Below are 24,534 nucleotides of genomic sequence, written 5' to 3' on the forward strand. Positions count from 1 at the left end.
CGCGGCTCTTGCTCTTGCCAGTATGAGGGTTCTTGATAAACGTCATACTGCGGGATCAGGTGGATGGAGCGGGCGGTGAGGCGGACTTTGCGGGCGGTCGAGCCCGGAACGGTGGTGCTGTTCGGGGGGCTGATCGCCGCCAACATCGCCGCATGGGCCTGGGCCTTCGCGCTGTTCGGCGATCGGCCGACGGTGCTGGCGACTGCGCTGCTGGCCTGGGTGTTCGGTCTGCGCCACGCCGTCGATGCCGACCACATCGCCGCCATCGACAACGTCGTGCGTAAGCTGATGCAGACGGGTGGCGCGCCGCGCAGCGTCGGCCTCTATTTTGCGCTCGGCCATTCCACCGTCGTCGTGGTCGCGACCATATTGCTCGCGCTCGGCGTGGTGAGCCTTGGCGGCGACAGCCTGCTCAAGGAGATCGGCGGCCTCATCGGCACGTCGGTGTCGGCGCTGTTCCTGCTCGTGATCGCGGCCATCAATCTCGTCATCTTCGTCGGCCTGTGGCGGACGTTTCGCGCGGCGCGGGAGCAGGGGGTTCACGACGCCGAAGGCCTCGAGAGGCTGCTCGCCAATCGCGGCTTCCTCGCGCGACTGCTCGGACCGCTGTTCCGCCTGGTCACAAAACCCTGGCACATGTATCCGCTCGGTTTCCTGTTCGGGCTCGGCTTCGACACGGCGACCGAGATCGGCCTGCTCAGCATCTCAGCAACCGAAGCCGCGCGCGGCGCGTCAGTCGCCGACGTGCTGGTTTTCCCTGTATTGTTCGCGTCGGGAATGGCGCTGGTCGACACCGCCGATTCCGCGCTGATGGTGAGCGCCTATCGATGGGCCTTCGTCGACCCCTTGCGAAAGCTCTGGTACAACCTCACGATCACCGGCGCCTCGGTGGCGGTCGCCCTGTTCATCGGCGGTATCGAGGCGCTCGGGCTGATCGCCGACCGGCTCGATCTGTCCGGAGGGGTGTGGACGCTGGTTGGCGACCTCAACGAGTCGCTCGCCAATGTCGGCTTTGCCGTGATCGCGCTGTTCGCGGTCGCCTGGCTCGTCTCGGTCGTGCTCTATCGCCGCGTCTTTGCGGACGGCCGGCACCGGGCCGCGACGAAAGCTCTGGCATGCGCCGATGCGACCGAAGTGGCGTGAGCCCTGTCGTGGCGGCGGCGCGCTGACGGCACTCTCGGCCCTGGTTCTGCTCGCGGATGACGGCCGCGCTTTCGCGCAGAGCGAGAACACCTCACGCGAGCTGCCGCCAATCCAGATCGGCGGCGGCGAGACGGCGGGGCGCAAGAAGCCGGTCGCATCGCGCCGGGCCGGCAGGCCGTCCCCAGCGGATCACCGCATCCCCGTGTATCCGGCAGCGGCGCAAGCGTCGGATGTGCGCAGCGTCGCCTCGGGTGCAAAGGGCCAGCCCAGCATGGCCAGCGAGATCTCCGTCTCGGGCGAGGAGATCAATGCACGCCCCTTCACGCGGCCGGGCGAAGCGCTCGAAGCCGTACCGGGTCTCATCGTGACGCAGCATTCCGGCGAGGGCAAAGCCAACCAGTATTTCCTGCGCGGTTATAATCTCGACCACGGTACCGACCTTGCCATCACCGTTGACGGCGTCCCCGTGAACATGCGCACCCACGCGCACGGCCAGGGCTATGCCGATCTCAACTGGCTGATCCCGGAAACCATCGCCGCAGTGGATGTGCGCAAGGGTCCGTACTTCGCCGACGAAGGCGATTTCGCCTCGGCCGGCAGCGTCCATATCGGTCTGATCGACCGCACCAGGGGAATAGCGCAGGTGACCGCCGGCAGCTTCGGCTATCGCCGCCTGCTCGGCATGGACTCCGCGAAGGTCGGTGACGGCTCCTTGCTCGTGGCCGGCGAGATCGGGACCTACAACGGTCCGTGGGAGAATCCGGACAATGTGCGAAAGCTCAACGGCCTCGTGCGCTTCAGCCAGGGCACCGCGACCGACGGCGTCTCCGTCACCGGCATGGCTTACGCCAACAAATGGAATTCGACGGACCAGGTCCCGCAGCGCGCAATCACCGGTGGCCTGCTCGACCGGTTCGGCTCCGAAGATCCGAGCGACGGCGGCAACACCAGCCGTTTCGCACTCTCCGGCCGCATCGCGCAGACCGACGATCTCGGCTCCTGGAAAGCCAACGCTTATGTCGTGAAGAGCCAGCTCGACCTCTTCAACAATTTCACCTACTTCCTCAGCGATCCCGTGCTCGGCGACCAGTTCCACCAGCACGACGATCGCCTGATGGCGGGCGCCAACATCTCGCGCACGCTGAACGGCGCGTTGGCGGGCTTGCCGATGCAGACCAGCTTTGGCCTGCAGTCGCGCTATGATGCGATTGATCTCGCGCTCACCAACACCTTCCAGCGAGGCTTCCTTGCCAGCGTTCGCAGCGACAAGGTCGGCGAGGGCAGCGTCGGCGTCTATGCCGAAAACACGGTGCGCTGGACTGACTGGCTCAGGACGACGGTGGGTTGGCGCGGCGACTATTATACCGCCGACGTCACCTCGCGGTTCAATGCCAGCAATTCCGGCCGCACCGACGCCGCGCTCGGCAGCCCGAAATTCAGGATGGCGCTCGGCCCGTTCAACCAGACCGAATTCTTCTTCGGCGCCGGCTACGGCATGCACTCCAACGACGCCCGCGGCGCGACCACGAGGGAGGATCCCAGCGACCCCGCGACGAGGCTGACGCCATCGCCGCTCCTGGTGCGCACCAAGGGTGCAGAGGTCGGCGTGCGCAGCAGGATCGTTCCCGGCCTCGACACCTCGCTCAGCCTCTTCATCCTGGATCAGGATTCCGAGATCCTGTTCTCCGGCGATGCCGGCGACACGTCGGCGACCCGCGCCAGCCGCCGTTACGGCTTTGAATGGACCAACCACTACCGGCCCAGATCCTGGATCGACATCGACGCCGATCTCGCAATGACCCATGCACGCTTCCGCGGTTATGACAGCGAGCAGGCGGACGTCTATGCCTCGCTCGCCGGCTATCCCGAGGCGCAGATCGGCAATGCGCCCGGCAACTACATTCCGAACTCGCCCGCGATGGTGGCATCGGCAGGCGTCACGCTGGGCGAGAGGACCGGCTGGTTCGGGACCTTGCGCTGGCGCTATCTGGCGTCGAGCCCACTGACCGAGGACAACGCGTTCCGTTCCTCTGCGACCAGCATTTTCAACGGCCGCCTCGGCTATCGTATCGACAATGGCTGGCGTCTTCAGCTCGACGTGTTGAACCTCCTCAACACGAGGGCGAACCAGATCAGTTATGCCTATGGCTCGCTGCTCAAGACCGATACGCTCTACAACCTCTGCGCATCGGGCACTGCGCCAACTTCAGTCTGTCAGAACGGCGTGATGGACTACGTGCTGCACCCCGTGGAGCCGTTGACGTTCCGTCTTACCATCGCCGGGACGTTCTAGGTCTGGTCAGGTCGTGGGCGGCGAAAGTCTCCGCGGCGAAAAAATGGCCTCGCAACGCGCGATGCGTTGCAGGCGAGGTGTGTTGTGGTAGTGAACGGCCAGGTTGGCGGCGCATCGCGGCCTGAAAGCCCACCAGGGGACCGTCGATGAACCGTGACCTCGATCTCGCCGACTTCGAACTGCATCCGCAGCGTGGTGCGGTGCTGGCCGAGGTGCATGCGCGTCCATTCACCCGGTTGACGGCGCCGGTCACGGTGCTCCGCTTTGCCTTTCTCGGCCAAGGCGAGGTCGCTGCGGCGGACCGGCAGAGCTTCGTGGCATTCTGCATGTCGCACGGGCAGGCGCCGCCGGACGCCGGAACCAAGCATCACCAGGTGACGATCGGTGACACCCAGCTCCGCTGGGAGCAACACTCGGAGTTCAGCACCTTCACCTGGATCCTGAGCAGCCCGGAGACGCCCGCGCGTCGGTTCGGCGAGATCGGTGAAGAGTCGGCCGCGTTGATCCGGTCTCTGCGCCAATCCGGCCAATTGCTGGTCGCCGTCAAGCTCGAGGTCGAGCAGACCTCGGCGGCGCTGGAGCGTGCGCAGCAGCTGTTCGAGAGAGGCAGTCTCGCCATCGCTGCGGTCCGCAGCGGACCTGCCGTCGTCGCATCCGACTTTCGCACCGATGATCAGGGTTTCGTCCGCATTCTCGTTTGCAACGACGGCCTGTCGCCCGGCCGGCTCGGCGCCCTCGTGCAGCGTGTGCTGGAGATCGAGACCTATCGCACGCTGGCGCTGCTCGGTCTGCCCGCCGCGCTCGAGCTTGCGCCCTCTGTCGATCATATCGGCCGGCGGCTCGTCGAAGTGCTCGAGGAGATGCAGGGCGCCGAGGATCTCAAGCTCAACAACCATCTCCTGACGGAACTGACCGCATTGGCGGCTTCGCTCGAAAGGGGAGCTGCCGGCAGCTCGTTTCGGTTCGGCGCCAGCCGCGCCTACAACGACATCGTACAGGCCCGCCTCGCCGTGATCGAAGGCGGCGAGATCGCGGGCTATCCGACCTGGTCCTCCTTCCTCGCCCGCCGCATGGCACCTGCGATGCGCACCTGCGCGACGATGGAGGACCGGCAGGCCGATCTGTCGATCAAGCTCGCGCGCGCGGCCGATCTGTTGCGCACACGCGTCGATGTCGAGCTCGAGGAGCAGAATCGCGATCTGCTGCGCTCGATGGACGAGCGCACCCGGTTGCAATTGAGGCTGCAGAGCACGGTCGAAGGCTTGTCGGTGGCGGCCATCGGTTATTACGTCGTCAGCCTGTTCGGCTACCTCGCCAAGGGCGCCCATGACGGCGGTCTGCATGTCGAGCCTTCGCTGGCAACCGCGATCTTCGTGCCGGTTGCCGTGGCCGTGGTCTGGATCGTCACCCGCAATATCCGCAGGCGGCACTTGAAGCACGACGAAATGTCGGGCGCTCACGACTGAGGGCGCAAACGAGGCTCTTGCGCTCTGGCGCTGCCCGGCTCGATGTCGCTGAACAGGATCCGCGCGTCCGCACCCATCGCCGTGCCGCGACTCGCGCCGATCCCGGATGTCGCTGCGTTCATCCGGGCTACGGCACCTGCCTGTGTCGCCCTCTGTCAATCCCCGCGCGCAGAAATATTCCACTTTACCGAAATTCGGTTTCGGCGTATGTGTTGCCCATCCCGGCTCAACCAAGAGGGGCGATCATGTGTCGTCACTATCGCGAGCCGGGCTTGCGGTGGACGCGGCAGCGTCGGCACGAGAGGCGCGGGCAGGGCGGGTAGTCCCTGTGAGCCCGAGGCTTCGTGCGGATGAGCGGCGCTGCTAGGCTTCGTCTCGTCTGTAAGTTTCCGGCTCCGTCGACAGGGCTGGAAAAACTGCGGCGAAATGGCGGGCCGTGCGTACGGCAAAACCGTGTGGTCCTGGCCGTCGTTGCTACGGTTAAGCTGTCTGCGAAGGTGCGAGCGAGCCCAACCGGGCGGACTGCATCATCCAATTCGCGGGGCGAGGGAGGCCAGAAGGAAAGTTCGGCTCCCAGGAGATCACGGCATAAGCCGTCCGACCACTGCGCAGGGAAGGCCGAGTGATCGGCACCACCTGTATGCTGCTGTGCGGTTCTTCCTGCGTGCGCTTTTCGCGCAGCGGACCGCGGGTGCGAGCCGGCACCCGGCCTTCCCTGCGCCCTCTTGGCTTTTGAGGGTAGCGAGACGAAGCAAAGCTCGGGCGAATTACGCCGCGAGAATGCGAAGGTGTGTCTGCGACACACACGCGATGTCATTTCCGGGCCTCGACCAGGCGATCAAGTACGCCGAGACGGTAATGATTGAATCGAGAAGCCGCGGCGCACCGGACGCTCGTCTTCGCGGGGAATGCCAGCGGAGATCGGAAAATGGTCGATCGCCCCATGCCCCGAAGCGAGTCACGGAGTCTATCAGGAAGAGCACCCGCCGGCCCTGATCGCGAAAGCACGCGCATTCGCTCATGGTGGGTGCCGACGACCCGCATGAAATGCGCGCTCCCAGTTAGGCCCACGGCTCGCATGCCCTAGTTTGGCCCACGGGACGCCCACCATGCTGGATTTCTGCCACGCAAAACGCCGCACGGATCGCGGCGCCAGTTCCGGATGCGCCGCGGGCGACCAGCACTTCCGGATATAGACCCCCTCCCGCGTGAGGTGCGTAGATCAGAATTTTAGTTGCGTACCTCAAAAATCGGGAGCAGGATCGCGGCAAAGAATAAGATCCGGTCGGGAGGAGATGTGATGAGACTGCTCAGGAAGCTGGGACTCGCCGCTGCCACATGCCTGCTTTTGGCCGACGCCGCCGCAGCCGATACGATCGTAAAGTGGCTGCACATCGAGGCAAATCCGGCCCAGGTGAAAATCTGGGAGGAGGTCGCGCGCGCCTATGAGGCCTCCCATCCTGGCGTCAAGGTCGAGATGCAGTTTCTCGAGAACGAAGCCTATAAGGCCAAGCTGCCGACCATCCTGCAATCCAAGGATCGCCCGAACATCATCTACAGCTGGGCCGGCGGCGTCCTGAAGACCCAGATCGAGGCAGGTGTTCTCGACGACATTACCGAACAGGTGAAGGGTTACAGCGACAGTCTCACGCCGGCCGCGCTCGCCGCGTTCACCGCTAACGGCCGCGTTTATGGTCTGCCGACCGCGCTGTCGCAGGTCGGCTTCCTCTGCAACAAGGAGCTGATGGCCAAGGCGAAAGTCGATCCTGCCGGGATCAAGAGCTGGGACGATCTGCTTGCGGCGGTGAAGACGCTGAAGGCCGCCGGCGTGACTCCGATCGTGGTCGGCGGCGCCGACAAATGGCCGTTGCACTTCTACTGGACCCATCTTGCGGTGCGTATCGGCGGCAAGCCGGCGTTTGACGCTGCATTGCGCGGCGAGGACAGCGGCTTCGCCGGCGAGACCTTCCAGAAATCCGGCGAGCTGTTCAAGCAACTCGTCGATCTCCAGCCGTTCCAGAATGGTTTCCTTGGTTTCAAGAATCCGCAGGCCGTTGGCCATTTCGGTGACGGCAAGGCAGCGATGACGCTCGCGATCAGCACTGTCTATCATTTGCAGCGCGCTCTCGCCGCCGACAAGGTCGGATTGAGCGAAGACAAGATCTGCTGGTTCGACTTCCCGGTGGTGGCCGGCGGCAAGGGCGCACCGACCGATACGCTCGGCGGCATTACCGGCTGGCTGGTCACGAAAGGCTCGCCGAAGGAGGCGGTCGATTTCCTGAAGTACTTCGTCTCGAAGGACGTGCAGACGCGGCTTGCGGCGGGTAACTTCATCATCCCGGTGGTGCAGGGCGCGGACGCTGGTCTCAACAATGCCTTCATGAAGCTGATCGCGGCCAATCTGGCGAAGTCGAACTACCACCAGAACTTCTATGACCAGAGCCTTGGTCCGTCGGTCGGCCGCGTCGTCAACGACGTCACCGCGGAGATCGCCGGTGGCAGCATGAGCCCGCAGAATGCGGCGAAGGCGATCGAGGCGGCGTGGAAGCAGGGCAACTGACGGTGGCGCGGCGTATCGCGAATTCGCCCGCGATTGGCGTCGCGGAGACACCGTTCTCTTCGCTCGCGGTCCGCGGCCCGGCTTGGGACGGCCGCTTTACGGTCCTGATCCTGTTCCTGCCGCCGGCGCTGCTGTTGTTCACCTTGTTCGTGGTGCTGCCGATCGGCGAGGCCGCCTGGTATTCGGCCTTCAATTGGAACGGGTTCGGCAGGCCGACCAACTGGATCGGCTTCGACAATTACCGCTTCGTGCTGGAGACGCGCGCCTTCTGGCTCGCGCTGCGCAACAATGGGCTGATTATTGCGGTCTCGCTCGCGATCCAGCTGCCGCTCGCGCTGACGCTGGCCTTGATGCTCGCCGAACGCTTTCGCGGGTCGGTGGCGCTGCGCATGCTGTTCTTCATGCCCTATATCCTGGCCGAGATCGCGACCGGGCTGATCTTCAGCTTCGTCTATGACGGCGACTACGGCCTCGTCGCCTCGATCTGGCGCAGCTTCGGCGCCGAGCCGCCCCATCTGCTGGCTTCAACCGACACGTCGATGCTGGCCGTGCTGATCGTGATCGTGTGGAAGTATTTTGGCTTCCACATGATGTTGTTCATCGCTGCGCTCCAAAGTCTCGACAAGAGTCTGATCGAGGCGGCACGCATCGACGGTGCGACGCGCTGGCAAGCCCTGCGCCATGTCGTCATTCCCTTGCTCTATCCGACGATTCGCCTCTCGGTGTTTTTCGCCATTGTCGGCTCGCTGCAGCTGTTCGACCTCGTCATGCCGCTGACACGCGGGGGACCTGCGGACTCCTCGAACACGATGGTGAGCTTCCTCTACAACAACGGCATCTCTCGCATGCGGGTCGGTTATGGCAGCGCCATCGGCGTCATCCTGTTCGCGATCTGCGTGACCTTTGCCTTTACCTACAAGCGTTGGTTCATGCGCGATGAGTAGTGCCGAGACCTCCCGCACTCTGGTCGATCCCGCCGTGCTGTTCAAGGCAGTGTTCCTTGCCATCGTGGCCATCTTCGTGCTGGTGCCGCTGCTCGCGACGTTGCTCGGCGGCTTCAAATCGCTCGGCGAATTGCGCGTCAACCCGTTCGGTTTGCCGCGTCACTGGGAATGGCAGAATTACTCCGACATCCTGTTCTCCGCGCGCTACTGGCAGCTCCTGCGCAACTCGCTGATCATATCGTCGCTCGCGGTGGTGTTGACCCTGATCACCGCCTCGATGGCGGCGTTCACCTTTGCCCATGTCAAGTTCTACGGCAGCTCGATGCTGCTGAGCTATCTCACGCTCGGTCTGCTGTTTCCGGCGGCGACCGCGGTGCTTCCGTTGTTCATCAAGGTGCGCGATCTCGGGCTGCTCGATACCTATTTCGGCGTTGCGTTGCCGCAGGTGGCCTTCAGCCTCGCGATGAGCGTGCTGCTGCTCCGGCGTTTCTTCAAGGACATTCCCTATGAACTGCTCGAGGCTGCGCTGGTCGACGGCTGCAGCTACATCAAGTTCTTCCGCTATGTGACGTTGCCGCTGTCGCGGCCGATCCTGGCGACCGTCGGGACCATCACCTTCGTCAACAGCTGGAACGCCTATCTGTTGCCGCTGGTGATGCTCAACACGGATGCGCTCTATCCCTGGCCGCTCGGCATCATGGTCTATCAGGGCGAGTATTCGTCCGAATGGCACCTGATCCTGGCCTTCATCACGTTGACCATCCTGCCGACGATCATTCTCTTCCTTCTGGCGCAGAAGCACATCGTTGCCGGCCTCACTGCAGGTGCGGTCAAGGGATGAACGGACCTTACGGAGATCACTATGAGAAAAGTCGGAATTGGAATCATCGGCTGCGGTGTCATCAGCACCGCCTACCTCAAGGCGGCGCAACGCTTCCCGGTCATGGAGGTCAGGGCGCTCGCCGATATGCGCAGTGACGTCGCGGAGCGGCAGGGTGCCGCTTTCGGGCTGCCGGCGATGCGGGTCGATCAATTGCTCAAGCGCGATGACGTCGAGGTCGTCATCAATCTCACGGTGCCGCTGGCCCACACCGACGTCAGTCTCGCGGTGCTGAATGCCGGAAAGCATGTCCATTCCGAGAAGCCGCTCGGCATCAACGCCGCCGAAGCCCGCAAGGTGATCGATCTCGCCGCACAGAAGAACCTGCGCGTCGGCAGCGCGCCCGACACGTTCCTCGGCGGCGGGCACCAGACCGCCCGCAAGCTGATCGACGACGGCGCGATCGGCACGCCGGTGGCGGGCAGTGCCTTCTTCGGCTGCCCCGGCCATGAGCGCTGGCACCCGGCGCCGGGCTTCTATTACTTGCGCGGCGGCGGGCCGATGCTCGACATGGGGCCGTACTACATCACCGACCTCGTGCAGTTGCTCGGCCCGGTCGCTAGCGTGATGGGCTCGACCGCGCGGCCGAAATCGGAGCGCCTGGTCACCAGCCAGCCGATGAACGGCACGCTGATCCCGGTCGAGGTTTCGACCCATGTCGCGGGCACGCTTGAATTCGAGAGCGGAGCAGTCATCTCGATCGCGATGAGCTTTGATGTACCGAAGCACCGGCATGCGCCGATCGAGATCTATGGCGACAAGGGCAGCATGCAGGTGCCGGATCCGAATCGTTTCGGCGGCGAGGTGCACCTCGCCAGGACCGGCGGCGAATGGGAAACGATGCCGTTGACGCACGGCTATGTCGAGGGCGAGTTCCGCTCCATCGGGGTCGCCGACATGGCGTCCGCGATCCTGAACAACCGACCGCACCGCGCCAGCGGCGCACTTGCGTTCCACGCGCTGGAGGTGATGGAGGCGTTCCAGACCTCCGCCGATGAAGGGCGCCGCGTCAAGATCGAAAGCAGCGTCGAGCGGCCGGCGATGCTGCCGGCGGGACTTGAAACGGGACAGATCGACTGAGGGAATGACCATGCGCAAGGCAATGATTGTATGGGGCGGCTGGCCGGGACACGATCCGGATCTCTGCGCCTCGATGATTCGCGGCTGGCTGAAGGCGGAAGGCTTCGAGGTGCGGATCGAGACGACGACGGCGGCATTCGCCGATCCCGCGATCCACGACATGTCGCTGATCATCCCGATCTACACGATGTCGAAGATCGAGAAGGCGGAAGCGCTCAATCTCTGCGCCGCAGTGCGGAGCGGCGTCGGGCTCGCCGGTCATCATGGCGGCATGTGCGACGCGTTCCGCGATTCCGTCGACTACCAGTTCATGTGCGGCGGGCAGTGGGTCGCCCATCCCGGCAACATCATCGACTACAAGGTCGACTTGACGAAGCCGGATGACCCCATCATGAAGGGCCTGAACAGTTTCGAACATCGTTCCGAGCAATATTACATGCATGTCGACCCCGCCAACGAGGTGCTGGCGACGACGACCTTCACCGGCGAGCACGCGCCGTGGATCGAGGGCGCGGTGATGCCCGTGGTCTGGAAGAAGCGCTACGGCGCGGGCAGGGTGTTCTATTCCTCGCTCGGCCACCGTGCCTACGAGCTCGACGTGCCGGAGATCCGGACACTGATGACCCGCGGCATGCTGTGGGCGGCGCGCGAATGACGGGAGGGGCGACGCAGCCGGCGATTCGTGCCACGCTCGAGGACGTCGCCCGTGCCGCCGGCGTTTCGCTCGCGACCGTTGATCGCGTCGTCAACCGGCGCGAGGGCGTGCGCGCCAAGACCGTCGCGCGTGTCGAGGCCGCAGTGGCAAAACTCGGCTATCGCGCCGACGTCGCGGCGGCGCGGCTCGCCCGCGGGCAGACGTTCCGCTTCGCCTTCGTGCTGCCGACCGGCAGCAACAGCTTCATGACCAATCTGAGCGAGCAGGTCCTGCGCACGGCGGACTGGCTCGCGGGCCAGCGCGGCTTCATCGACATTCTCCATGTCGACGTGTTCGATCCGGATGTGCTCGCCGGCGCGCTGGAAACCCTGTCGCCGGCCTACCAGGGCGTCGCCGTCATCGCGCTCGATCATCCCAGGGTTCGGGCCGCGATCGACGAGCTCGTCGGACGCGGGGTCGCCGTGGTGACCCTCGTGTCGGACGCGCCAAGCTCGCGCCGCCTGCACTATGTCGGCATCGACAATCCCGCCGCAGGCCGCACTGCCGCGACGCTGATGGGGCGCTTCCTTGCTGGGTGCGAGGGGACGGTCGCCGTGATCGCGGGGTCGCTGTCGCTGCGCGATCACACTGAACGGCAGTTCGGTTTCCATCAGATCCTGTCCAGCGAGTATCCGAACCTGCCCGCGCTACCGGTCATCGAGGGCCGCGACGACAGCGACCGCACGCGGGAGCTTACGGCCGCGCTGCTCGCGCGCCATGCCGATCTTCGCGGCATATACTGCTGCGGCGCCGGAAACCGCGGCATCGCCGATGCGCTCGAGGCCTCGGGCCGCGCTCGCGAGGTGGTCTGGATCACCCATGAGCTGACCCAATACACCCGGCGTTTCCTGGTTCGCGGCACCCTCGATGCCGTGATCAATCAGGATCCCGGGCACGAGGCGCGCTCTGCGGCACGCATTCTGCTCGCGCATTGTTCGGGCGAGCCAATCAGCGCCGACCAAGAACGCATCCGCATCGACATTTTTCTGCGGGACAATCTGCCGTAAGGCGAGCTCATACCGCCAGCGCCACTGCGTTGAGCCAAGCGCGGGCCGGTCGGCGAGCGAGCTTTGGGCGAGCAGGGCGCGGGTGGCGGATCGCGCAGAAAGGCTGACGATCACACAACAGCTGGAAGTCACATCGGCTCGATGCCGATCTTCTTGATGATCCCGGCCCATTTTGTGGTTTCCGCGGTCATGAAATCCTTCAGACCTTGGGGGGCCATCACCAGGGGCTCGGCGCCCTGCTCCACCAGGAGGGTGCGCAACTTCGGATCGTTCATGGCTTCGATCATGGCGGCATAGAGCTTATCGATAACGGCGGTGCCGGTGCCCGCGGGCGCGAGCAGGGCAAGCCACGCCGCGCTCTCGTAATCCTTCAGGCCAGCCTCGGCCGCGGTCGGCACGTCCGGCAGCGCCGTCATGCGTTTGTCGCTGGCAACTGCGAGCGGGCGCGCATCGCCGCTCCTGATCAGACCGATGACGTTCGGCAAGAGCTGGAAGCCGAGCGGGACTTGGCCCGCGATGAAGTCCGGCGTGTAAGCAGCGATGTTGCGGTAAGGAACGTGGGTGATCTCGGTGCCCGTGAGCTGCTCGAAATAGGCAGCCGCAAGGTGCTGCGACGAGCCGACTCCGACCGTCCCGTAGTTCAGCTCCCGGGGGCGGGCCTTGGTGTACTCGATCAGCTCGTGCAGTGATTTCGGCGGCAGCCTCGAATTGATCACGATGACATTCGGCAACGTGGCGAACAGTCCGATCGGGGCGAAATCCTTCAGCGGATCGTAGGGCAGCTCCTTGTATAATGATCGGTTCGCGGCCAGTGGGCCCGATGTGCTCATCAGCAACGTGTAGCCGTCCGGGGCGGCATGTGCAGCGGCCGCGGTACCGATATTGCCGCCGGCGCCTGGGCGATTGTCGACCACGAAGGCCTGTCCCAATGACGCCGACATGCGGTTAAGCAGGATGCGCGTGATGACGTCGCTGGCGCTGCCGCCTGCGAAGGGCACGAGCACCTGGATCGGACGCGCGGGGTAGTCTTGGGCTTGCGCGGGACGCAGCCCTGTGGCGGAGAGAGCCGCGCCCAGGCCGAGCGAGAGCAAAGACCTGCGGTCAGGGTGAAATCCTTCAACGTGCGGCGCTGTGCCGTCCGTGATCTTGCTGTGACCGAACCTTGCCATCTCGGACTGAATCTCCCGACCGTGTCTTGTTCTGCGAGCCTTGGGAGCGTCCGCGACAAGAATGTCCGGGAGGAGCGCCAGGCCGCGATTTTCTGCGCCTGGACCGTAGTTAGCGGCTTGACGTGACCGTCATGCCGGCTCGTCTCGAAACTTACCAGCCCGTCTCATTTTGTCCGGGTAAGCGTTCGGAATTCAGGAAATCGTCTTCCCAGCCTTGCGACGTTGCTTGCGGGATGACGAGGCTGCGCCGCCGGAGCCAGGTTCAGCCAACTCCTTTGCCACCGCCGCGGCCTGCGCCAGATCGTGGCTGATGACGTCCAGCACGGCCTTGGCCGCAACCGAGACCGCTCGCCGCGGGTGATGCACCCAGGCGATAGAGCGAACGATCCGTTGCGCGTCGAAACGGTGGGCTCGAATGGTCCCGCTAGCCAGCGACTGCCGGAGCGCGATGGTCGGCAGCACGGTCGCGAAATCGGTGGTCGCGATCACGTCGCAGAGGGCGGGCAGGGTGTCGAGCTCCAGGCGCGGCCGCAGGTCGATGCCGAGGGCTGCGGCGTGCTCGTCCAGGATCAGCCGCAGGCCGTGGCGCTTCGAGGGTAGCACCAGATCGAAATTCGCGATGTGGTCAAAGCGCAGCTTGGCCGGCGGCCGGATCGGGCCGTCCTTGCGGCAGGCGAACACCATCTCCTCGTCCATGATGTGATGCGCGGCGAGTGGCGTCCTTCGGCGCGGCACGTTGATCAGCGCGAAATCGAGTTGGCCGCTGTTGACCCAGTCGACCAGCGTCTCGGTGTAGCCTTCGCACGCGGAGAGGATGATCTCGGGATAGCGGCGCGCGACAGTCGCCGACGAGCTTGCCATGGTGCTCTGCGCGACCGAGGTGATCAGCCCGACCGAGACGCGGCCCGAAATTCGTCCGCCCAGCTGGGCCATCTCCTGGCGCGCATACTCGGCATCGCGGACGATCGGCGCCGTCAGCCGCACCAGCGCCTCGCCGGCGCTGGTCAGCGTCATGCCCTGGACGCTGCGGTCGAACAGCTTTTGGCCGAGCTCGGCCTCGAGCTTGGCGATCTGCATGCTGAGCGCCGGCTGCACAATGTTGAGCCGGCGCGCGGCCCGCGTGACGTTCTTTTCATCGGCCAGGCACAGGAAATATTGCATCTGCCTGAGTTCCACGGGGCCAGTCCTTCGTTCACCAACTCGCTCGCGAGCCATCATCTCCGATGATGAGCGATATAATCAATCATTATTTGTTGTGATGGCCGAGATTGCCTAGTTTTGCGGCCGGCCACGTGACCTCGAGGGTACGTGCCCACGGGAGCGAAATCAGACATATGCAGCACGCAGCGCCCAAGCGGATGATCATCGGCATTTCCGGCGCCTCGGGCGTCACCTATGGCGTGCGCCTGCTGCAACTCCTGCGCAATGCCGGCGTCGAGACTCACCTGGTGATGTCGAAGACGGCCGAGCAGACCTTTGCCTACGAGACCGACCTGAAGATCGCGGAGGTGAGGGAGCTCGCCAATGTCAGCCATGCGATCGACGACATGGCTTCGGCAATCTCGAGCGGCTCGTTCCGTACCGCGGGCATGATTGTGGCGCCATGCTCGATGCGCTCGATGTCCGAGATCGCCTCGGGCGTCACCACGACGCTTTTGACCCGCGCCGCCGATGTTGTGCTCAAGGAGCGCCGGCGCCTGGTGCTGATGGTGCGCGAGACCCCGCTGCACACCGGGCATCTCAGGACGATGACGGCGCTATCAGAGATGGGCGCGATCATCGCGCCACCTGTGCCCGCCTTCTACGCAAAACCCGAGAATCTCGAAGACATGGTCGAGCACACCGTCGGCCGGGTGCTCGACCTCTTCGATATCGATATCGGCGTGGTGCGCCGCTGGGGTGAGGACAAAGCGCTCAAGCGCCGCTCGCCGTCGCTGCGCAAGATCGCGCCCTGACCCGAATGCCCGAGGAGAGGTACGTCAGATGCGAATTCAAAATTCGGCGAGGCAAAATTCGGCGAAGAGCACGAACGCACCGGCCGATCTGCGTGCCTGGCTTGCTTACCTCGCCGAGCGCGGCAAGCTCGCGATTGCCCGCGAGGGTATTGCGCTGACCGATGAGCTCGCCGCCATCGCGAAGCGGCTGGAGCGCGACAGCGCGGTGCTGTTCCCGCGTCCCGATGGGCACGAGATTCCCGTCATCGCCAACCTGTTTGCCGGTCGTGATTGGGTCGCCGATTCCATCGGCGTCACCGAGGACCAGTTGCTGCCGCGATTCCTTGCCGCCGCAAGCAATCCGCTGCCGACCCGCGAGGTTCCGGACGGTCCAGTGCAGGAGGTCGTTCACGACGACATCGACCTGCTCCGACAACTTCCGGTGCCGAAGCACAATGAACGCGATAGCGGTCCCTATATCACGGCCGGCCTGTTGATCGCGCGCAATCCGAAGACCGGCGTTCAGAACGTTTCGATTCACCGTTGTCAGGTCAGCAGCAAGAATCGTATCGGCGTTCTGTTGCTGCCGCGGCACACGTTCTCTTACTATCGCATCGCGGAAGAGCTGGGCCAGGCGCTGGAGATCGCCATCGTCATCGGCGCGCATCCGGCGCTGCTGCTGGCTTCGCAGGCGATTGCCGCGCTGGACGAGGACGAGATGGCGATTGCGGGCGCGCTGCTCGGCTCGCCCGTGGACGTCGTCAAATGTCGCACCAATTCGGTTCGCGTTCCCGCCCATGCGGAGATCGTGATTGAAGGACGGATCCTGCAAGGCGTGCGCGAGCCGGAGGGCCCGTTCGGTGAGTTCCCTCAATATTATGGCCCGCGCGCCAATCGCGAGGTGATCGAAGTCGATGCCATCACGCATCGCGCCAAGCCGATCTTCCACACCATCGTCGGCGGCGGTTTCGAGCACCTGATCCTCGGCGGCGTGCCGCGCGAAGCGACGCTGCTCCAGCATCTGCGCCGCAGCTTCCCGACCGTGCTGGATGTTCGCCTCACGCGCGGCGGCACCTGCCGCTATCATCTCGCGATCAAGATGGACAAGACCAATGAGGGCGAGCCGAAGAACGTCATGATGTGCGCCTTCGGCGCGCATTACGACATCAAGCAGGTGGTTGTGGTCGACAAGGACGTCGATATCTCCTCCTCCGAGGAGATCGAATGGGCGGTGGCGACGCGCTTCCAGGCCGACCGCGATCTCATGGTCGTCGCCGGCGCGCTCGGCTCGAAACTCGATCCGACCACGGATGACGGTATCGGCGCCAAGATGGGCCTCGATGCGACAGCGCCGGTCAGCGCGTCCGATCTCGCCTTCAAGCGCATCCGCGTCAAGGGCGAGGAGGACGTCGACCTGACGACAGCGTTGCAGGCCGATCCGGGCGCTGCGGTCGCGCGCCTTCTTGCGGAGGCGCGGATGTGAGCGGGTTATCGCCCGGAAGCGGCTTGCGTCCGTTTGCGCCGTTGGAATAGTAGCTGGGGCGGCCTATAGTGCCGCACCAGCAAGGCAACCATTTTGCGGCGCAACGCCGGGAGGAAGAAACTGATGTCGACGGCCCTGCGCATCGCTCATGGCGCTTTCGGCAGGGTCGCTCTGCTCGACATGGACCGTTCGCTGGTCCGCCACGCTCATCATCACTGCCACGTCCTGCTCAAGGTCGAGGGCGCCGACACCCAGTTTCTGGTCGGCGACCAGGTCACGCCGCTCACGGACACGGCCGCCGTTCTCGTCGACGGCTGGAAGCCGCATGCCTATGTGCATGACGTCAATCGCCCGCGCACGCTCATCATGGCGCTCTATATCGAGCCGGAATGGCTGAAGGAGTTCCGACCCGGATGGGCCGCGAGCGGCGCGCCCGGCTTTTTCGAGCGTCCCTCGGGCGAAGTCTCGCCGCGCATTCGGCAACTCACGCTGCATCTTGCGGCCGAAATGATGGCGAATCCCGATGCGGTGCGAACCCACGAGCAGACCCTTTCGGACCTCATGATCGCGGTGATCGAGCGCTTCACGCCCTGGCGCAGCTTTCCGACCTCGATCCGCGGCATGAGCGCGGTGAGCTGCGACTGGCGGATCCGCCGCGCGATGGACGCGATGCGCGTGAACGATTCCTACGCCAACGTCGATCAGTTCGTGAAGGGCGCGGGCCTGTCGCGCGCGCAGTTCTTCCGCCTGTTCGAGACCTCGCTCGGCGTTTCGCCGAAGCTTTACCTCAACGTCGTCCGCATGGAGCGCGCGCTCGACGCGGTGATGCGCGAGGACACGCCGCTCGGCGAGCTCAGCGAGCGCTTTGGCTTTCCGGAGCCTGCGCATTTCACGCGCTTCTTCCGCGATCATGCCGGTGTTAGCCCGCGCGAGTTTCGCAACGTCTCGCGCCTCGCGGGCTGATCCTTGCGGGCTGATATTGCGCTGCACGCTCTCGAATGAGACGATTTGGTAAGTCGTGAGAGCGGGCGGTATGGCCCTCGCGCCTCCTGTCCTGACAAACGTCGCCGTCGCGTCAGAGAACGCGTCGGGAGGTATGCCGGGACATGGTGCAGGCTGCGGTTCAATCCGCAAATTCGGTTGATCAGAGCGGCGACAAGCCGTGGGTCGGGCGTTCAATCGAGCGCGTCGAGGATGCCGCGCTGCTCAGTGGCCGCGGCCGTTTCATTGACGACCTCGGCGTCCAGCCGGGCACGCTGCATGCGACGATCCTGCGCTCGCCGCACGCGCACGCCGATATCGTTTCGATCGACGTTGAAGCGGCCAGGCGGCTGCCGGGCGTTGCCGCGGTCCTGACCGGCGAACAGATCAAGGCGGTCACCACAAGTCTCGTCGTCGGTGTGAAGGCGCCGGTCGAGTGCTGGCCGATTGCGGTCGAGCGCGTGCGCTATGTCGGCGAACCGGTCGCCGTGATCGTGGCGACCGATCGTGCCCGCGCCGAAGATGCGGCCGAACTCATCAATGTCGCGTATCGCCCACGAGCGGCCACAGTCGATCCGCTCGGAGCGATAGCACCAGGTGCGCCCGTTCTGCATGACGGCTTTCCCGGCAATCTCGCCAGCGACCGCGCGTTTCGCTACGGCGATCCTGAAAAAGCGTTTGCGGATGCGCCGCATCGCTTCTCCATCGACATCCGCTATCCCCGCAACTGCTGCACGCCGATAGAGACTTATGGCGTCGTTGCCTCGCATGATGCCGGCGAGGATGCCTTTGAGGTTCTCGCGAATTTTCAAGGGCCCTTCAGCATCCACACCGTGATTGCGCGTGCACTGAAAGTTCCGGGCAATCGGCTGCGGCTGCGCACGCCGCCGGATTCCGGCGGCAGCTTTGGCGTCAAGCAGGGCGTGTTTCCGTACATCGTTCTGATCGCAGCTGCTGCGCGCGTCACGGGGCGGCCGGTGAAGTGGATCGAGGACCGGCTCGAGCATCTCCCGGCGTCGGTGTCGGCGACCAACCGCGCGACGACCTTGGCCGCGGCGGTTGCTGCCGACGGCAAGATCCTCGCGCTCGACTGGGACCAGGTCGAGGATTGCGGCGCGCATTTGCGCGCGCCCGAGCCGGCCACGCTCTACCGCATGCACGGCAACATGACGGGGGCCTACGACATCGGCCACGTCAGGATCCGTAATCGCGTCGTGGTCACCAACAAGACACCGACCGGCCTCAACCGCGGCTTCGGCGGGCCGCAGGTCTATTTCGCGCTGGAACGCCTGATGCAGCGGATTGCGATCGGGCTCGGTCTCGATCCGCTCGATGTCATCAAGCGCAATCTGATCGAGGCAGGTGCCTTTCCCTATCGCACCGCGACCGGCGCGTTGCTCGATTCCGGCAACTACCAGGATGCGATCGCGCGCGCGGTCGAGCAGGGCAAACTTGCGGAACTGAAGGCGCGGCGCGACGCGGCGCGGGCAGAGGGGCGTCTCTACGGGATCGGCTTCACGGCGGTGGTGGAGCCCAGCGTCTCCAATATGGGTTATATCACAACGGTGCTGACCGCGGCCGAGCGCCGCAAGGCCGGGCCGAAGAACGGGGCGCAGGCGACCGCCACTATCGGACTCGATCCGGTCGGCAGCGTCACTGTTCATGTCGCCTCCGTGCCGCAGGGGCAGGGTCATCGCACCGTGCTGTCGCAAGTGGTAGCCGACGTCTTCGGCCTGGAGCCGAAGGACATCCGCGTCAACACCGAGATCGATACCGCCAAGGATGCCTGGTCGATCGCGTCGGGAAATTATGCCAGCCGCTTCGCCGCCGCGGTGGCCGGCACGGCAAAACTGGCAGCCGAGCGCATTGCCGGCCGTCTCGCCCGCATCGCCGCCAGCCAGTTGAACGTCGAAGCTGCGGACATCGTGTTTGCTAAGGGCTTCGTTGCCTCCAGGCACAATCCGGAAAACCGGATCGCGTTCTCGCGTGTCGCCGCGCTCAGTCATTGGTCGCCGGGCTCGCTGCCTGACGATGGCGGTCAGACCATCCGTGAGACTGTGTTCTGGACGCCGCCGGAGCTGACGCCGCCCGGCGAGGACGACCGCATCAACTCCTCGCTGTGCCATGGCTTCATCTTCGACTTCTGCGGCGTCGAGATCGACCGCACCACTCTGCAGACGCGGATCGACCGCTACGTCACGATGCATGATTGCGGCACCATCCTGCATCCCGGCATGGTCAATGGCCAGATCCGTGGCGGCTTCGCGCAGGGGCTCGGTGCCGCGCTCTACGAGGAATATGCCTACGCCGAGGACGGCAGCTTTCTGACCGGAACGCTGGCGGACTATTTGCTGCCGACCACCACCGAAGTGCCGGAGCCCGAGATCTTCCACATGGAGACGCCGTCGCCGTTTACGCCACTCGGCGCGAAAGGCGTCGGCGAAGGCAATTGCATGTCGACGCCGGTCTGCCTCGCAAATGCGGTCGCGGATGCGCTCGGCGTTGCCGACATCACGTTGCCTCTGGTGCCCGCGCGGCTTGCCGAGCTGGTGCGCGGCGCCGAGCCGCCGCCTCCCGCGGGGGGCGTGGCTGCGGTGCCTGCGCGCGAAGCGGATCGGCGGCTTCGCGGCGAAGGGCAGGCCTCGGTGAGGGGGACGCCCGAGCAGGTCTGGGCCATGCTGCTCGATCCCGCCACGCTCCAATCGATCATTCCCGGCTGCCGGCGCGTCGACAAGATCACCGAGACGCATTTCCGCGCCGACGTCACGCTCGGCATCGGACCCGTCACCGGGCGCTATCGCGCCGACGTGGAGCTGTTCGATCTCGATCCGCCGCGCGCGGTCACCTTGCGCGGCGGCGCCACCGGCGCGCTCGGCTTCGGCAGCGCCGAGGGGCGCATCATGCTCGCGCCCGACGGCAGCGGCGGGACGAAGCTGACCTACAGCTATGACGCCGCGATCGGCGGCAAGATCGCAAGCATCGGCGGCCGGCTGCTCGACGGCGCGACGCGGGTGATCATCGGCCAGTTCTTCGCAGCGCTCGCCCGCAAGGCCGGCGGCGGTGGTGATGCCTCGGGCGGCTTCTCGCTGTTCGCTCTGCTGGCGAAATTCGCCGACCGGTTCGGGGGGCGCCGATGAAGCCGCCCGCATTCGACTATCTCCGCGCCGAAACTGTCGGTGATGTCCTCGATGGGCTCGCGCAGCATGGCGGCGATGCCCGTGTGCTCGCCGGCGGACAATCGCTGATGGCGATGCTCAATATGCGCCTGGCCAAGCCGAAGCTTCTGATCGATATCATGCGGATCCGGGAGCTCCGCAAGATCGAGCGGACAGCCGATGCCGTCGTCATCGGTGCCGGCGTGCGCCAGGCCGATCTGCTGGCCTGGCCGGATCTGGCCGAGGCATTGCCGCTGGTGGCGTTGGCGCTGCCCTGCGTCGGTCACATGCAGACCCGCAGCCGCGGCACCATCTGCGGCTCGCTCGCGCATGCCGATCCCAGCGCCGAGATGCCGCTCGCGCTGGTCGCGCTCGGCGGCGAGGTGCTTTTGCGCAGTGCCAGGCGCCGTCGCCGCGTCGCGGCCAAGGATTTCTTCGCCGGCACGATGCTGACGGCGCGCAGCGACGACGAGCTGATCGAGGGCATCTCGCTTCCGGTCATCAATGGATCTAACTTCGCGTTCCGCGAGGTCGCGCGCCGGCACGGCGATTTTGCCATCGTGGCCTGCGCCGCGATGAAGACGCCATCGGGCGTCCGCCTCGCGGTTGGCGGCGTTGCGGACGTCCCAACCGCGCGGGACTGGCCGCGACTTGAGGGCAGCGCGCTCGACGATGCCCTCAACGCCTTTGCCTACGAGCTCGGTGCGCGCGACGACGTTCATGCCACCGCGCGCTATCGCCGCGACCTCGTGCGCATGATCGGCCGCGATCTGATCGGCGAGGTTCTGCGATGACCCGTCTCAAATCCGACGCCCGCCATCCCATCCACGTCTCGCTGAATGGCGAGCCCGTCGCGGGGGAAGCCGAGCCTCGGACGCTGCTGTCCGATTTCCTGCGGCACCAGTTGGGCGCCACCGGCACCCATGTCGGCTGCGAGCACGGCGTCTGCGGTGCCTGCACGGTCGTCGTCGACGGCATGCTGACCCGTTCCTGCCTCACCCTGGCGGCGCAGGTCGACGGCTGCGAGATCAAGACGGTTGAAGGGCTTGCACCCGCGGCCGATCGCCTCGGCGTGCTGCAACAGGCCTTCCGCCGCCACCACGCGCTCCAGTGCGGCTTCTGCACCGCCGGCATCCTGATGTCGCTCGATCATTATCTCGCCAGGAACCCGGCGCCGACCGAGGCGGAGATTCGCGATCTTCTCAGCGGGCATCTGTGCCGCTGCACCGGCTACACGCCGATCATCCAGGCGGCCCTCGAAGCCGCCGCCCAGCTCGCTTCATCGAAAAAAGAGACGTCAGATGCTTGATCTCGCCAGCAGCTTCATGGCCAGCGCCGCGCGCGATCCGCGCGCCATCGCGCTGGTCGACGGCGATCTCCGCCTGACCTACCGGCAATGGTACGACAAGATCTCTGCTTTGGTCGCATCCTTCGGTCGCCTGGACCTCAAGCCCGGCGACCACGTCGTCACGCTGCTGCAAAACCGCTGGGAGGCCGCGACGCTGCATTGGGCCTGCCAGTTCGCAGGACTCGTAATCACCCCGATCAACTGGCGAGCCAAGGCCGACGAGCTGGACTTCTGCATCGAGAACGCCGAAGCCCGCGCGGTTTTCTACCAGGATGTTTCTGCTGAGGCGGTGCAGGGTTCGGCGCTCGCCGGCCGGCTGCTACGCGTGTCGGTCGATCCGGGCACAGGCGAGGCGACAGGCTTTGCCGATCTGATCAGGGGCAGCGCGCCCGACGCCGAGCCGTGCGTCGGCTCTGATGCCTGGTCGATCATGCTCTACACATCGGGCACGACCTCGCGGCCGAAGGGCGTGCCGCGGCGTCATCGCGCCGAGCGTGCCGCGGCGATCGCCCATGTCGCGCAAAATCTCTACGGCCGCGGCGAGCGCACGCTCGGCGTGATGCCGCTCTACCACACCATGGGCGTCCGCTCGTTGCTCGCGATGTCGCTGATCGGCGGCAGCTTCATCTGCCTACCGCGCTATGACAGCCGCCAGGCGCTGGAGCTGATCGAGCGGGAAGGGATCACCAATCTCTATCTGGTGCCGACGCTCTATCACGATCTCGTCCATCACGAGGCCTTTGCCCGGACCGACGTCTCCAGCGTGCGCAAGCTCGGCTTTGCCGGCGCCTCGATGACGGATGGCCTGCTGAAGAAGCTGAACGAGGCCTTCAGGCCGGAGCTGTTCGTCAATCATTACGGCAGCTCCGAGATCTACACCTTCACGATCGATCAGAACGCCGCCGCAAAGCCCGGCTCGGCAGGCAAGGCCGGGCTGAACCAGCACGTCAAGGTCGTGCGCATCGGTGCGCGTTCGGTGACGGAGCTTGCCGCGGTCGGCGAGGAGGGCGAGATCATCGCCACGCTCGCGGGCGACGAGGCTTTTGAGGGCTACTGGCGCCGCCCCGAAGCCGACGCCAAATCGTTGCGCGAAGGTTGGTATTTCACCGGCGACACCGGCTTCGTCGATCCCGACGGCGACCTGTTCGTCACGGGCCGCGTCGACGACATGATCATCACCGGCGGCGAGAACGTCTCTCCTGTCGAGATCGAGAGCTGCCTGTCGCTGCATCCCGGGGTCGACGAGGTCGCCGTGGTCGGTGTGGCCGACGAAAAATGGGGCAAGGTCGTCGCCGCCTTCGTCAAGCGCAATCGCAACGTTTCCGAGATCGAACTGGAGCAGTTCTGCCGCACCTCGGGTCTCGCCAACTTCAAGCGGCCGCGCCGCTACGTCTTCGTCGACGCGATTCCGAAATCGCCGGTCGGCAAGCTGCTGCGGCGCCTGCTCGTCGCCGGAGAATACGAGACCGAGCGTCGGCCTCCATCAGACGCCGCTTGATCGTCACGCATCAACAGAAGGAAGCGAAAATGCCGTCACCCTATACTTTTGCCGATCCCCGGCTTGCCAAGCTCGACGGGTTCAAGGTCGAGATCGATGAGGCGCATGAGCGCGCGGACATCATTCTGGGACGTCCGCCCTACAACGTCGTGGCGATGCCGCAGCGCGACCAGCTCCGGCTGACCTTCGAGACGCTGGACGAGGATCCGCGCGTGCGCATCATCGTGCTGCGCGGTGAGGGCGAGCATTTCTCGAGCGGCGGGAACATCGGAGGCTTCATGGAAGCGAGCCCCGAGCACGTTTCCAAGCTCGCCTGGAACATCGCCGCGCCGGCGCGTTGCGCCAAGCCTATTATCGTCGCCAATCGCGGCTATTGTTTCGGCGTTGGCTTCGAGCTGTCGCTGGCCTGCGACTTCCGTATCGCCTCGGAGACCACGCAGTACGCGCTGCCCGAGCAGAAGCTCGGCCAGATTCCGGGCTCCGGCGGGTCGGCGCGGCTGCAGAAGATGGTCGGCATCACCCGCACCAAGGACATCGTGATGCGCTCCAAGCGCATCTCGGCGAAGCAGGCGCTGGAGTGGGGCATCGCCACCGAATGCGTGCCCGATTCCGAACTGGAGAAGGCGACCGACAAGCTCGTCGACGAGCTCCGCAGCTTCTCGCCACTGGCGCAGCGTACCGCCAAAAAACTCCTCAACGATACCGAGAATTCGACACTCGCTATCGCCATCGAGCTCGAGGGGCACTGCTACAGCCGCCTGCGCCAGTCGGACGATTTCAAGGAAGGCGTCGAGGCCTTCAACGCCAAGCGTCCGCCGAAATTCGTCGGCCGTTGATACGCGACGCAACAAGCTGCCGCGGTTCGCAATGGCGCGGACCGCGGTCCTATTCAAACGGGG

Annotated in this window: 19 protein-coding genes; 17 read left to right on the plus strand and 2 right to left on the minus strand. The window is 65.1% G+C overall.

The features are described 5' to 3' along the window. The first annotated feature begins 63 nt into the window (after nucleotides 1-63). The 9 genes from CV770_RS00715 to CV770_RS00760 all read left to right on the plus strand — a co-directional run bounded on the left by CV770_RS00715 (nucleotide 64) and on the right by CV770_RS00760 (nucleotide 12,067). Nucleotides 64-1,143 (plus strand): HoxN/HupN/NixA family nickel/cobalt transporter, encoded by a 1,080-nt coding sequence (locus tag CV770_RS00715; RefSeq protein ID WP_104460995.1) that lies wholly within the window; start codon nucleotides 64-66, stop codon nucleotides 1,141-1,143. Next, entirely contained in the window at nucleotides 1,124-3,436 is a 2,313-nt protein-coding gene (locus tag CV770_RS00720; RefSeq protein ID WP_104461062.1) for a TonB-dependent receptor, read from the plus strand. The genes CV770_RS00715 and CV770_RS00720 overlap by 20 nt, the downstream gene beginning before the upstream one ends. Nucleotides 3,437-3,582: 146 nt before the next feature. After that, a complete protein-coding gene (locus tag CV770_RS00725; RefSeq protein WP_104460996.1) occupies nucleotides 3,583-4,902 on the plus strand; it encodes a DUF3422 domain-containing protein in 1,320 nt (439 codons plus the stop codon). Between the two features lie 1,300 nt (nucleotides 4,903-6,202). Further along, nucleotides 6,203-7,462: an extracellular solute-binding protein gene (locus tag CV770_RS00735; protein WP_104460997.1), complete on the plus strand. Its 1,260-nt coding sequence runs from the start codon at nucleotides 6,203-6,205 to the stop codon at nucleotides 7,460-7,462. Nucleotides 7,463-7,464: 2 nt separating this feature from the next. Beyond that, the gene (locus CV770_RS00740) at nucleotides 7,465-8,406 is read left to right on the plus strand and encodes a carbohydrate ABC transporter permease (RefSeq protein WP_091952549.1); all 942 of its coding nucleotides are present in this window, start codon (nucleotides 7,465-7,467) and stop codon (nucleotides 8,404-8,406) included. After that, nucleotides 8,399-9,247, plus strand: coding sequence for a carbohydrate ABC transporter permease (locus tag CV770_RS00745; protein ID WP_104460998.1), 849 nt, complete (start codon nucleotides 8,399-8,401; stop codon nucleotides 9,245-9,247). The genes CV770_RS00740 and CV770_RS00745 overlap by 8 nt, the downstream gene beginning before the upstream one ends. A gap of 21 nt (nucleotides 9,248-9,268) precedes the next feature. Continuing rightward, entirely contained in the window at nucleotides 9,269-10,366 is a 1,098-nt protein-coding gene (locus CV770_RS00750) for a Gfo/Idh/MocA family protein (RefSeq protein WP_104460999.1), read from the plus strand. Nucleotides 10,367-10,376: 10 nt separating this feature from the next. Then, nucleotides 10,377-11,021 carry a ThuA domain-containing protein gene (locus CV770_RS00755; RefSeq protein WP_104461063.1) on the plus strand — a complete coding sequence of 215 codons (645 nt, stop codon included), beginning with the start codon at nucleotides 10,377-10,379 and terminating at the stop codon, nucleotides 11,019-11,021. Continuing rightward, entirely contained in the window at nucleotides 11,018-12,067 is a 1,050-nt protein-coding gene (locus tag CV770_RS00760; RefSeq protein ID WP_104461064.1) for a LacI family DNA-binding transcriptional regulator, read from the plus strand. The genes CV770_RS00755 and CV770_RS00760 overlap by 4 nt, the downstream gene beginning before the upstream one ends. 128 nt (nucleotides 12,068-12,195) lie before the next feature. Here the strand turns inward: CV770_RS00760 and CV770_RS00765 are convergent, their stop codons facing one another. Then, on the minus strand, nucleotides 12,196-13,236 hold the full coding sequence (locus CV770_RS00765; RefSeq protein WP_091952540.1) for a Bug family tripartite tricarboxylate transporter substrate binding protein: 1,041 nt from the start codon (nucleotides 13,234-13,236) through the stop codon (nucleotides 12,196-12,198). A 192-nt stretch (nucleotides 13,237-13,428) separates the two neighbouring features. After that, a complete protein-coding gene (locus tag CV770_RS00770; RefSeq protein ID WP_165637142.1) occupies nucleotides 13,429-14,397 on the minus strand; it encodes a LysR family transcriptional regulator in 969 nt (322 codons plus the stop codon). A 173-nt stretch (nucleotides 14,398-14,570) separates the two neighbouring features. Between CV770_RS00770 and CV770_RS00775 the strand changes: the two genes are divergently transcribed. The 8 genes from CV770_RS00775 (at nucleotide 14,571) to CV770_RS00810 (ending at nucleotide 24,471) form a co-directional block, all read left to right on the plus strand. After that, nucleotides 14,571-15,191 carry a UbiX family flavin prenyltransferase gene (locus CV770_RS00775; RefSeq protein ID WP_104461000.1) on the plus strand — a complete coding sequence of 207 codons (621 nt, stop codon included), beginning with the start codon at nucleotides 14,571-14,573 and terminating at the stop codon, nucleotides 15,189-15,191. A gap of 28 nt (nucleotides 15,192-15,219) precedes the next feature. Further along, on the plus strand, nucleotides 15,220-16,653 hold the full coding sequence (locus CV770_RS00780) for a UbiD family decarboxylase (RefSeq protein ID WP_104461001.1): 1,434 nt from the start codon (nucleotides 15,220-15,222) through the stop codon (nucleotides 16,651-16,653). Between the two features lie 123 nt (nucleotides 16,654-16,776). Beyond that, on the plus strand, nucleotides 16,777-17,616 hold the full coding sequence (locus tag CV770_RS00785) for a helix-turn-helix transcriptional regulator (RefSeq protein WP_091952531.1): 840 nt from the start codon (nucleotides 16,777-16,779) through the stop codon (nucleotides 17,614-17,616). A 143-nt stretch (nucleotides 17,617-17,759) separates the two neighbouring features. Continuing rightward, a complete protein-coding gene (locus tag CV770_RS00790; RefSeq protein WP_104461002.1) occupies nucleotides 17,760-20,771 on the plus strand; it encodes a xanthine dehydrogenase family protein molybdopterin-binding subunit in 3,012 nt (1,003 codons plus the stop codon). Further along, a complete protein-coding gene (locus CV770_RS00795; RefSeq protein WP_104461003.1) occupies nucleotides 20,768-21,583 on the plus strand; it encodes an FAD binding domain-containing protein in 816 nt (271 codons plus the stop codon). The genes CV770_RS00790 and CV770_RS00795 overlap by 4 nt, the downstream gene beginning before the upstream one ends. Next, nucleotides 21,580-22,098 (plus strand): (2Fe-2S)-binding protein, encoded by a 519-nt coding sequence (locus tag CV770_RS00800; protein WP_104461004.1) that lies wholly within the window; start codon nucleotides 21,580-21,582, stop codon nucleotides 22,096-22,098. The genes CV770_RS00795 and CV770_RS00800 overlap by 4 nt, the downstream gene beginning before the upstream one ends. Further along, on the plus strand, nucleotides 22,091-23,635 hold the full coding sequence (locus CV770_RS00805; RefSeq protein WP_104461005.1) for an AMP-binding protein: 1,545 nt from the start codon (nucleotides 22,091-22,093) through the stop codon (nucleotides 23,633-23,635). Before CV770_RS00800 ends, CV770_RS00805 begins: the two co-directional genes overlap by 8 nt. 29 nt (nucleotides 23,636-23,664) lie before the next feature. Next, entirely contained in the window at nucleotides 23,665-24,471 is an 807-nt protein-coding gene (locus CV770_RS00810; protein WP_104461065.1) for an enoyl-CoA hydratase/isomerase family protein, read from the plus strand. Nucleotides 24,472-24,534 lie beyond the last annotated feature (63 nt).

Source organism: Bradyrhizobium sp. AC87j1 (assembly GCF_002936975.1).
In the GTDB taxonomy this organism is placed as follows: domain Bacteria; phylum Pseudomonadota; class Alphaproteobacteria; order Rhizobiales; family Xanthobacteraceae; genus Bradyrhizobium; species Bradyrhizobium shewense.

Excerpts from the sequence above, each read along its gene's own strand:
- CV770_RS00775 (WP_104461000.1), top strand. The coding sequence starts at position 14,571 with ATGCAGCACGCAGCGCCCAAGCGGATGATCATCGGCATTTCCGGCGCC.
- CV770_RS00735 (WP_104460997.1), top strand. The coding sequence starts at position 6,203 with ATGAGACTGCTCAGGAAGCTGGGACTCGCCGCTGCCACATGCCTGCTT.
- CV770_RS00805 (WP_104461005.1), top strand. The coding sequence starts at position 22,091 with ATGCTTGATCTCGCCAGCAGCTTCATGGCCAGCGCCGCGCGCGATCCG.
- CV770_RS00790 (WP_104461002.1), top strand. The coding sequence starts at position 17,760 with ATGGTGCAGGCTGCGGTTCAATCCGCAAATTCGGTTGATCAGAGCGGC.
- CV770_RS00810 (WP_104461065.1), top strand. The coding sequence starts at position 23,665 with ATGCCGTCACCCTATACTTTTGCCGATCCCCGGCTTGCCAAGCTCGAC.
- CV770_RS00745 (WP_104460998.1), top strand. The coding sequence starts at position 8,399 with ATGAGTAGTGCCGAGACCTCCCGCACTCTGGTCGATCCCGCCGTGCTG.
- CV770_RS00770 (WP_165637142.1), bottom strand. The coding sequence starts at position 14,397 with ATGCAATATTTCCTGTGCCTGGCCGATGAAAAGAACGTCACGCGGGCC.
- CV770_RS00765 (WP_091952540.1), bottom strand. The coding sequence starts at position 13,236 with ATGGCAAGGTTCGGTCACAGCAAGATCACGGACGGCACAGCGCCGCAC.
- CV770_RS00760 (WP_104461064.1), top strand. The coding sequence starts at position 11,018 with ATGACGGGAGGGGCGACGCAGCCGGCGATTCGTGCCACGCTCGAGGAC.
- CV770_RS00755 (WP_104461063.1), top strand. The coding sequence starts at position 10,377 with ATGCGCAAGGCAATGATTGTATGGGGCGGCTGGCCGGGACACGATCCG.
- CV770_RS00780 (WP_104461001.1), top strand. The coding sequence starts at position 15,220 with ATGCGAATTCAAAATTCGGCGAGGCAAAATTCGGCGAAGAGCACGAAC.
- CV770_RS00785 (WP_091952531.1), top strand. The coding sequence starts at position 16,777 with ATGTCGACGGCCCTGCGCATCGCTCATGGCGCTTTCGGCAGGGTCGCT.
- CV770_RS00720 (WP_104461062.1), top strand. The coding sequence starts at position 1,124 with ATGCGACCGAAGTGGCGTGAGCCCTGTCGTGGCGGCGGCGCGCTGACG.
- CV770_RS00715 (WP_104460995.1), top strand. The coding sequence starts at position 64 with ATGGAGCGGGCGGTGAGGCGGACTTTGCGGGCGGTCGAGCCCGGAACG.
- CV770_RS00795 (WP_104461003.1), top strand. The coding sequence starts at position 20,768 with ATGAAGCCGCCCGCATTCGACTATCTCCGCGCCGAAACTGTCGGTGAT.
- CV770_RS00725 (WP_104460996.1), top strand. The coding sequence starts at position 3,583 with ATGAACCGTGACCTCGATCTCGCCGACTTCGAACTGCATCCGCAGCGT.
- CV770_RS00800 (WP_104461004.1), top strand. The coding sequence starts at position 21,580 with ATGACCCGTCTCAAATCCGACGCCCGCCATCCCATCCACGTCTCGCTG.
- CV770_RS00750 (WP_104460999.1), top strand. The coding sequence starts at position 9,269 with ATGAGAAAAGTCGGAATTGGAATCATCGGCTGCGGTGTCATCAGCACC.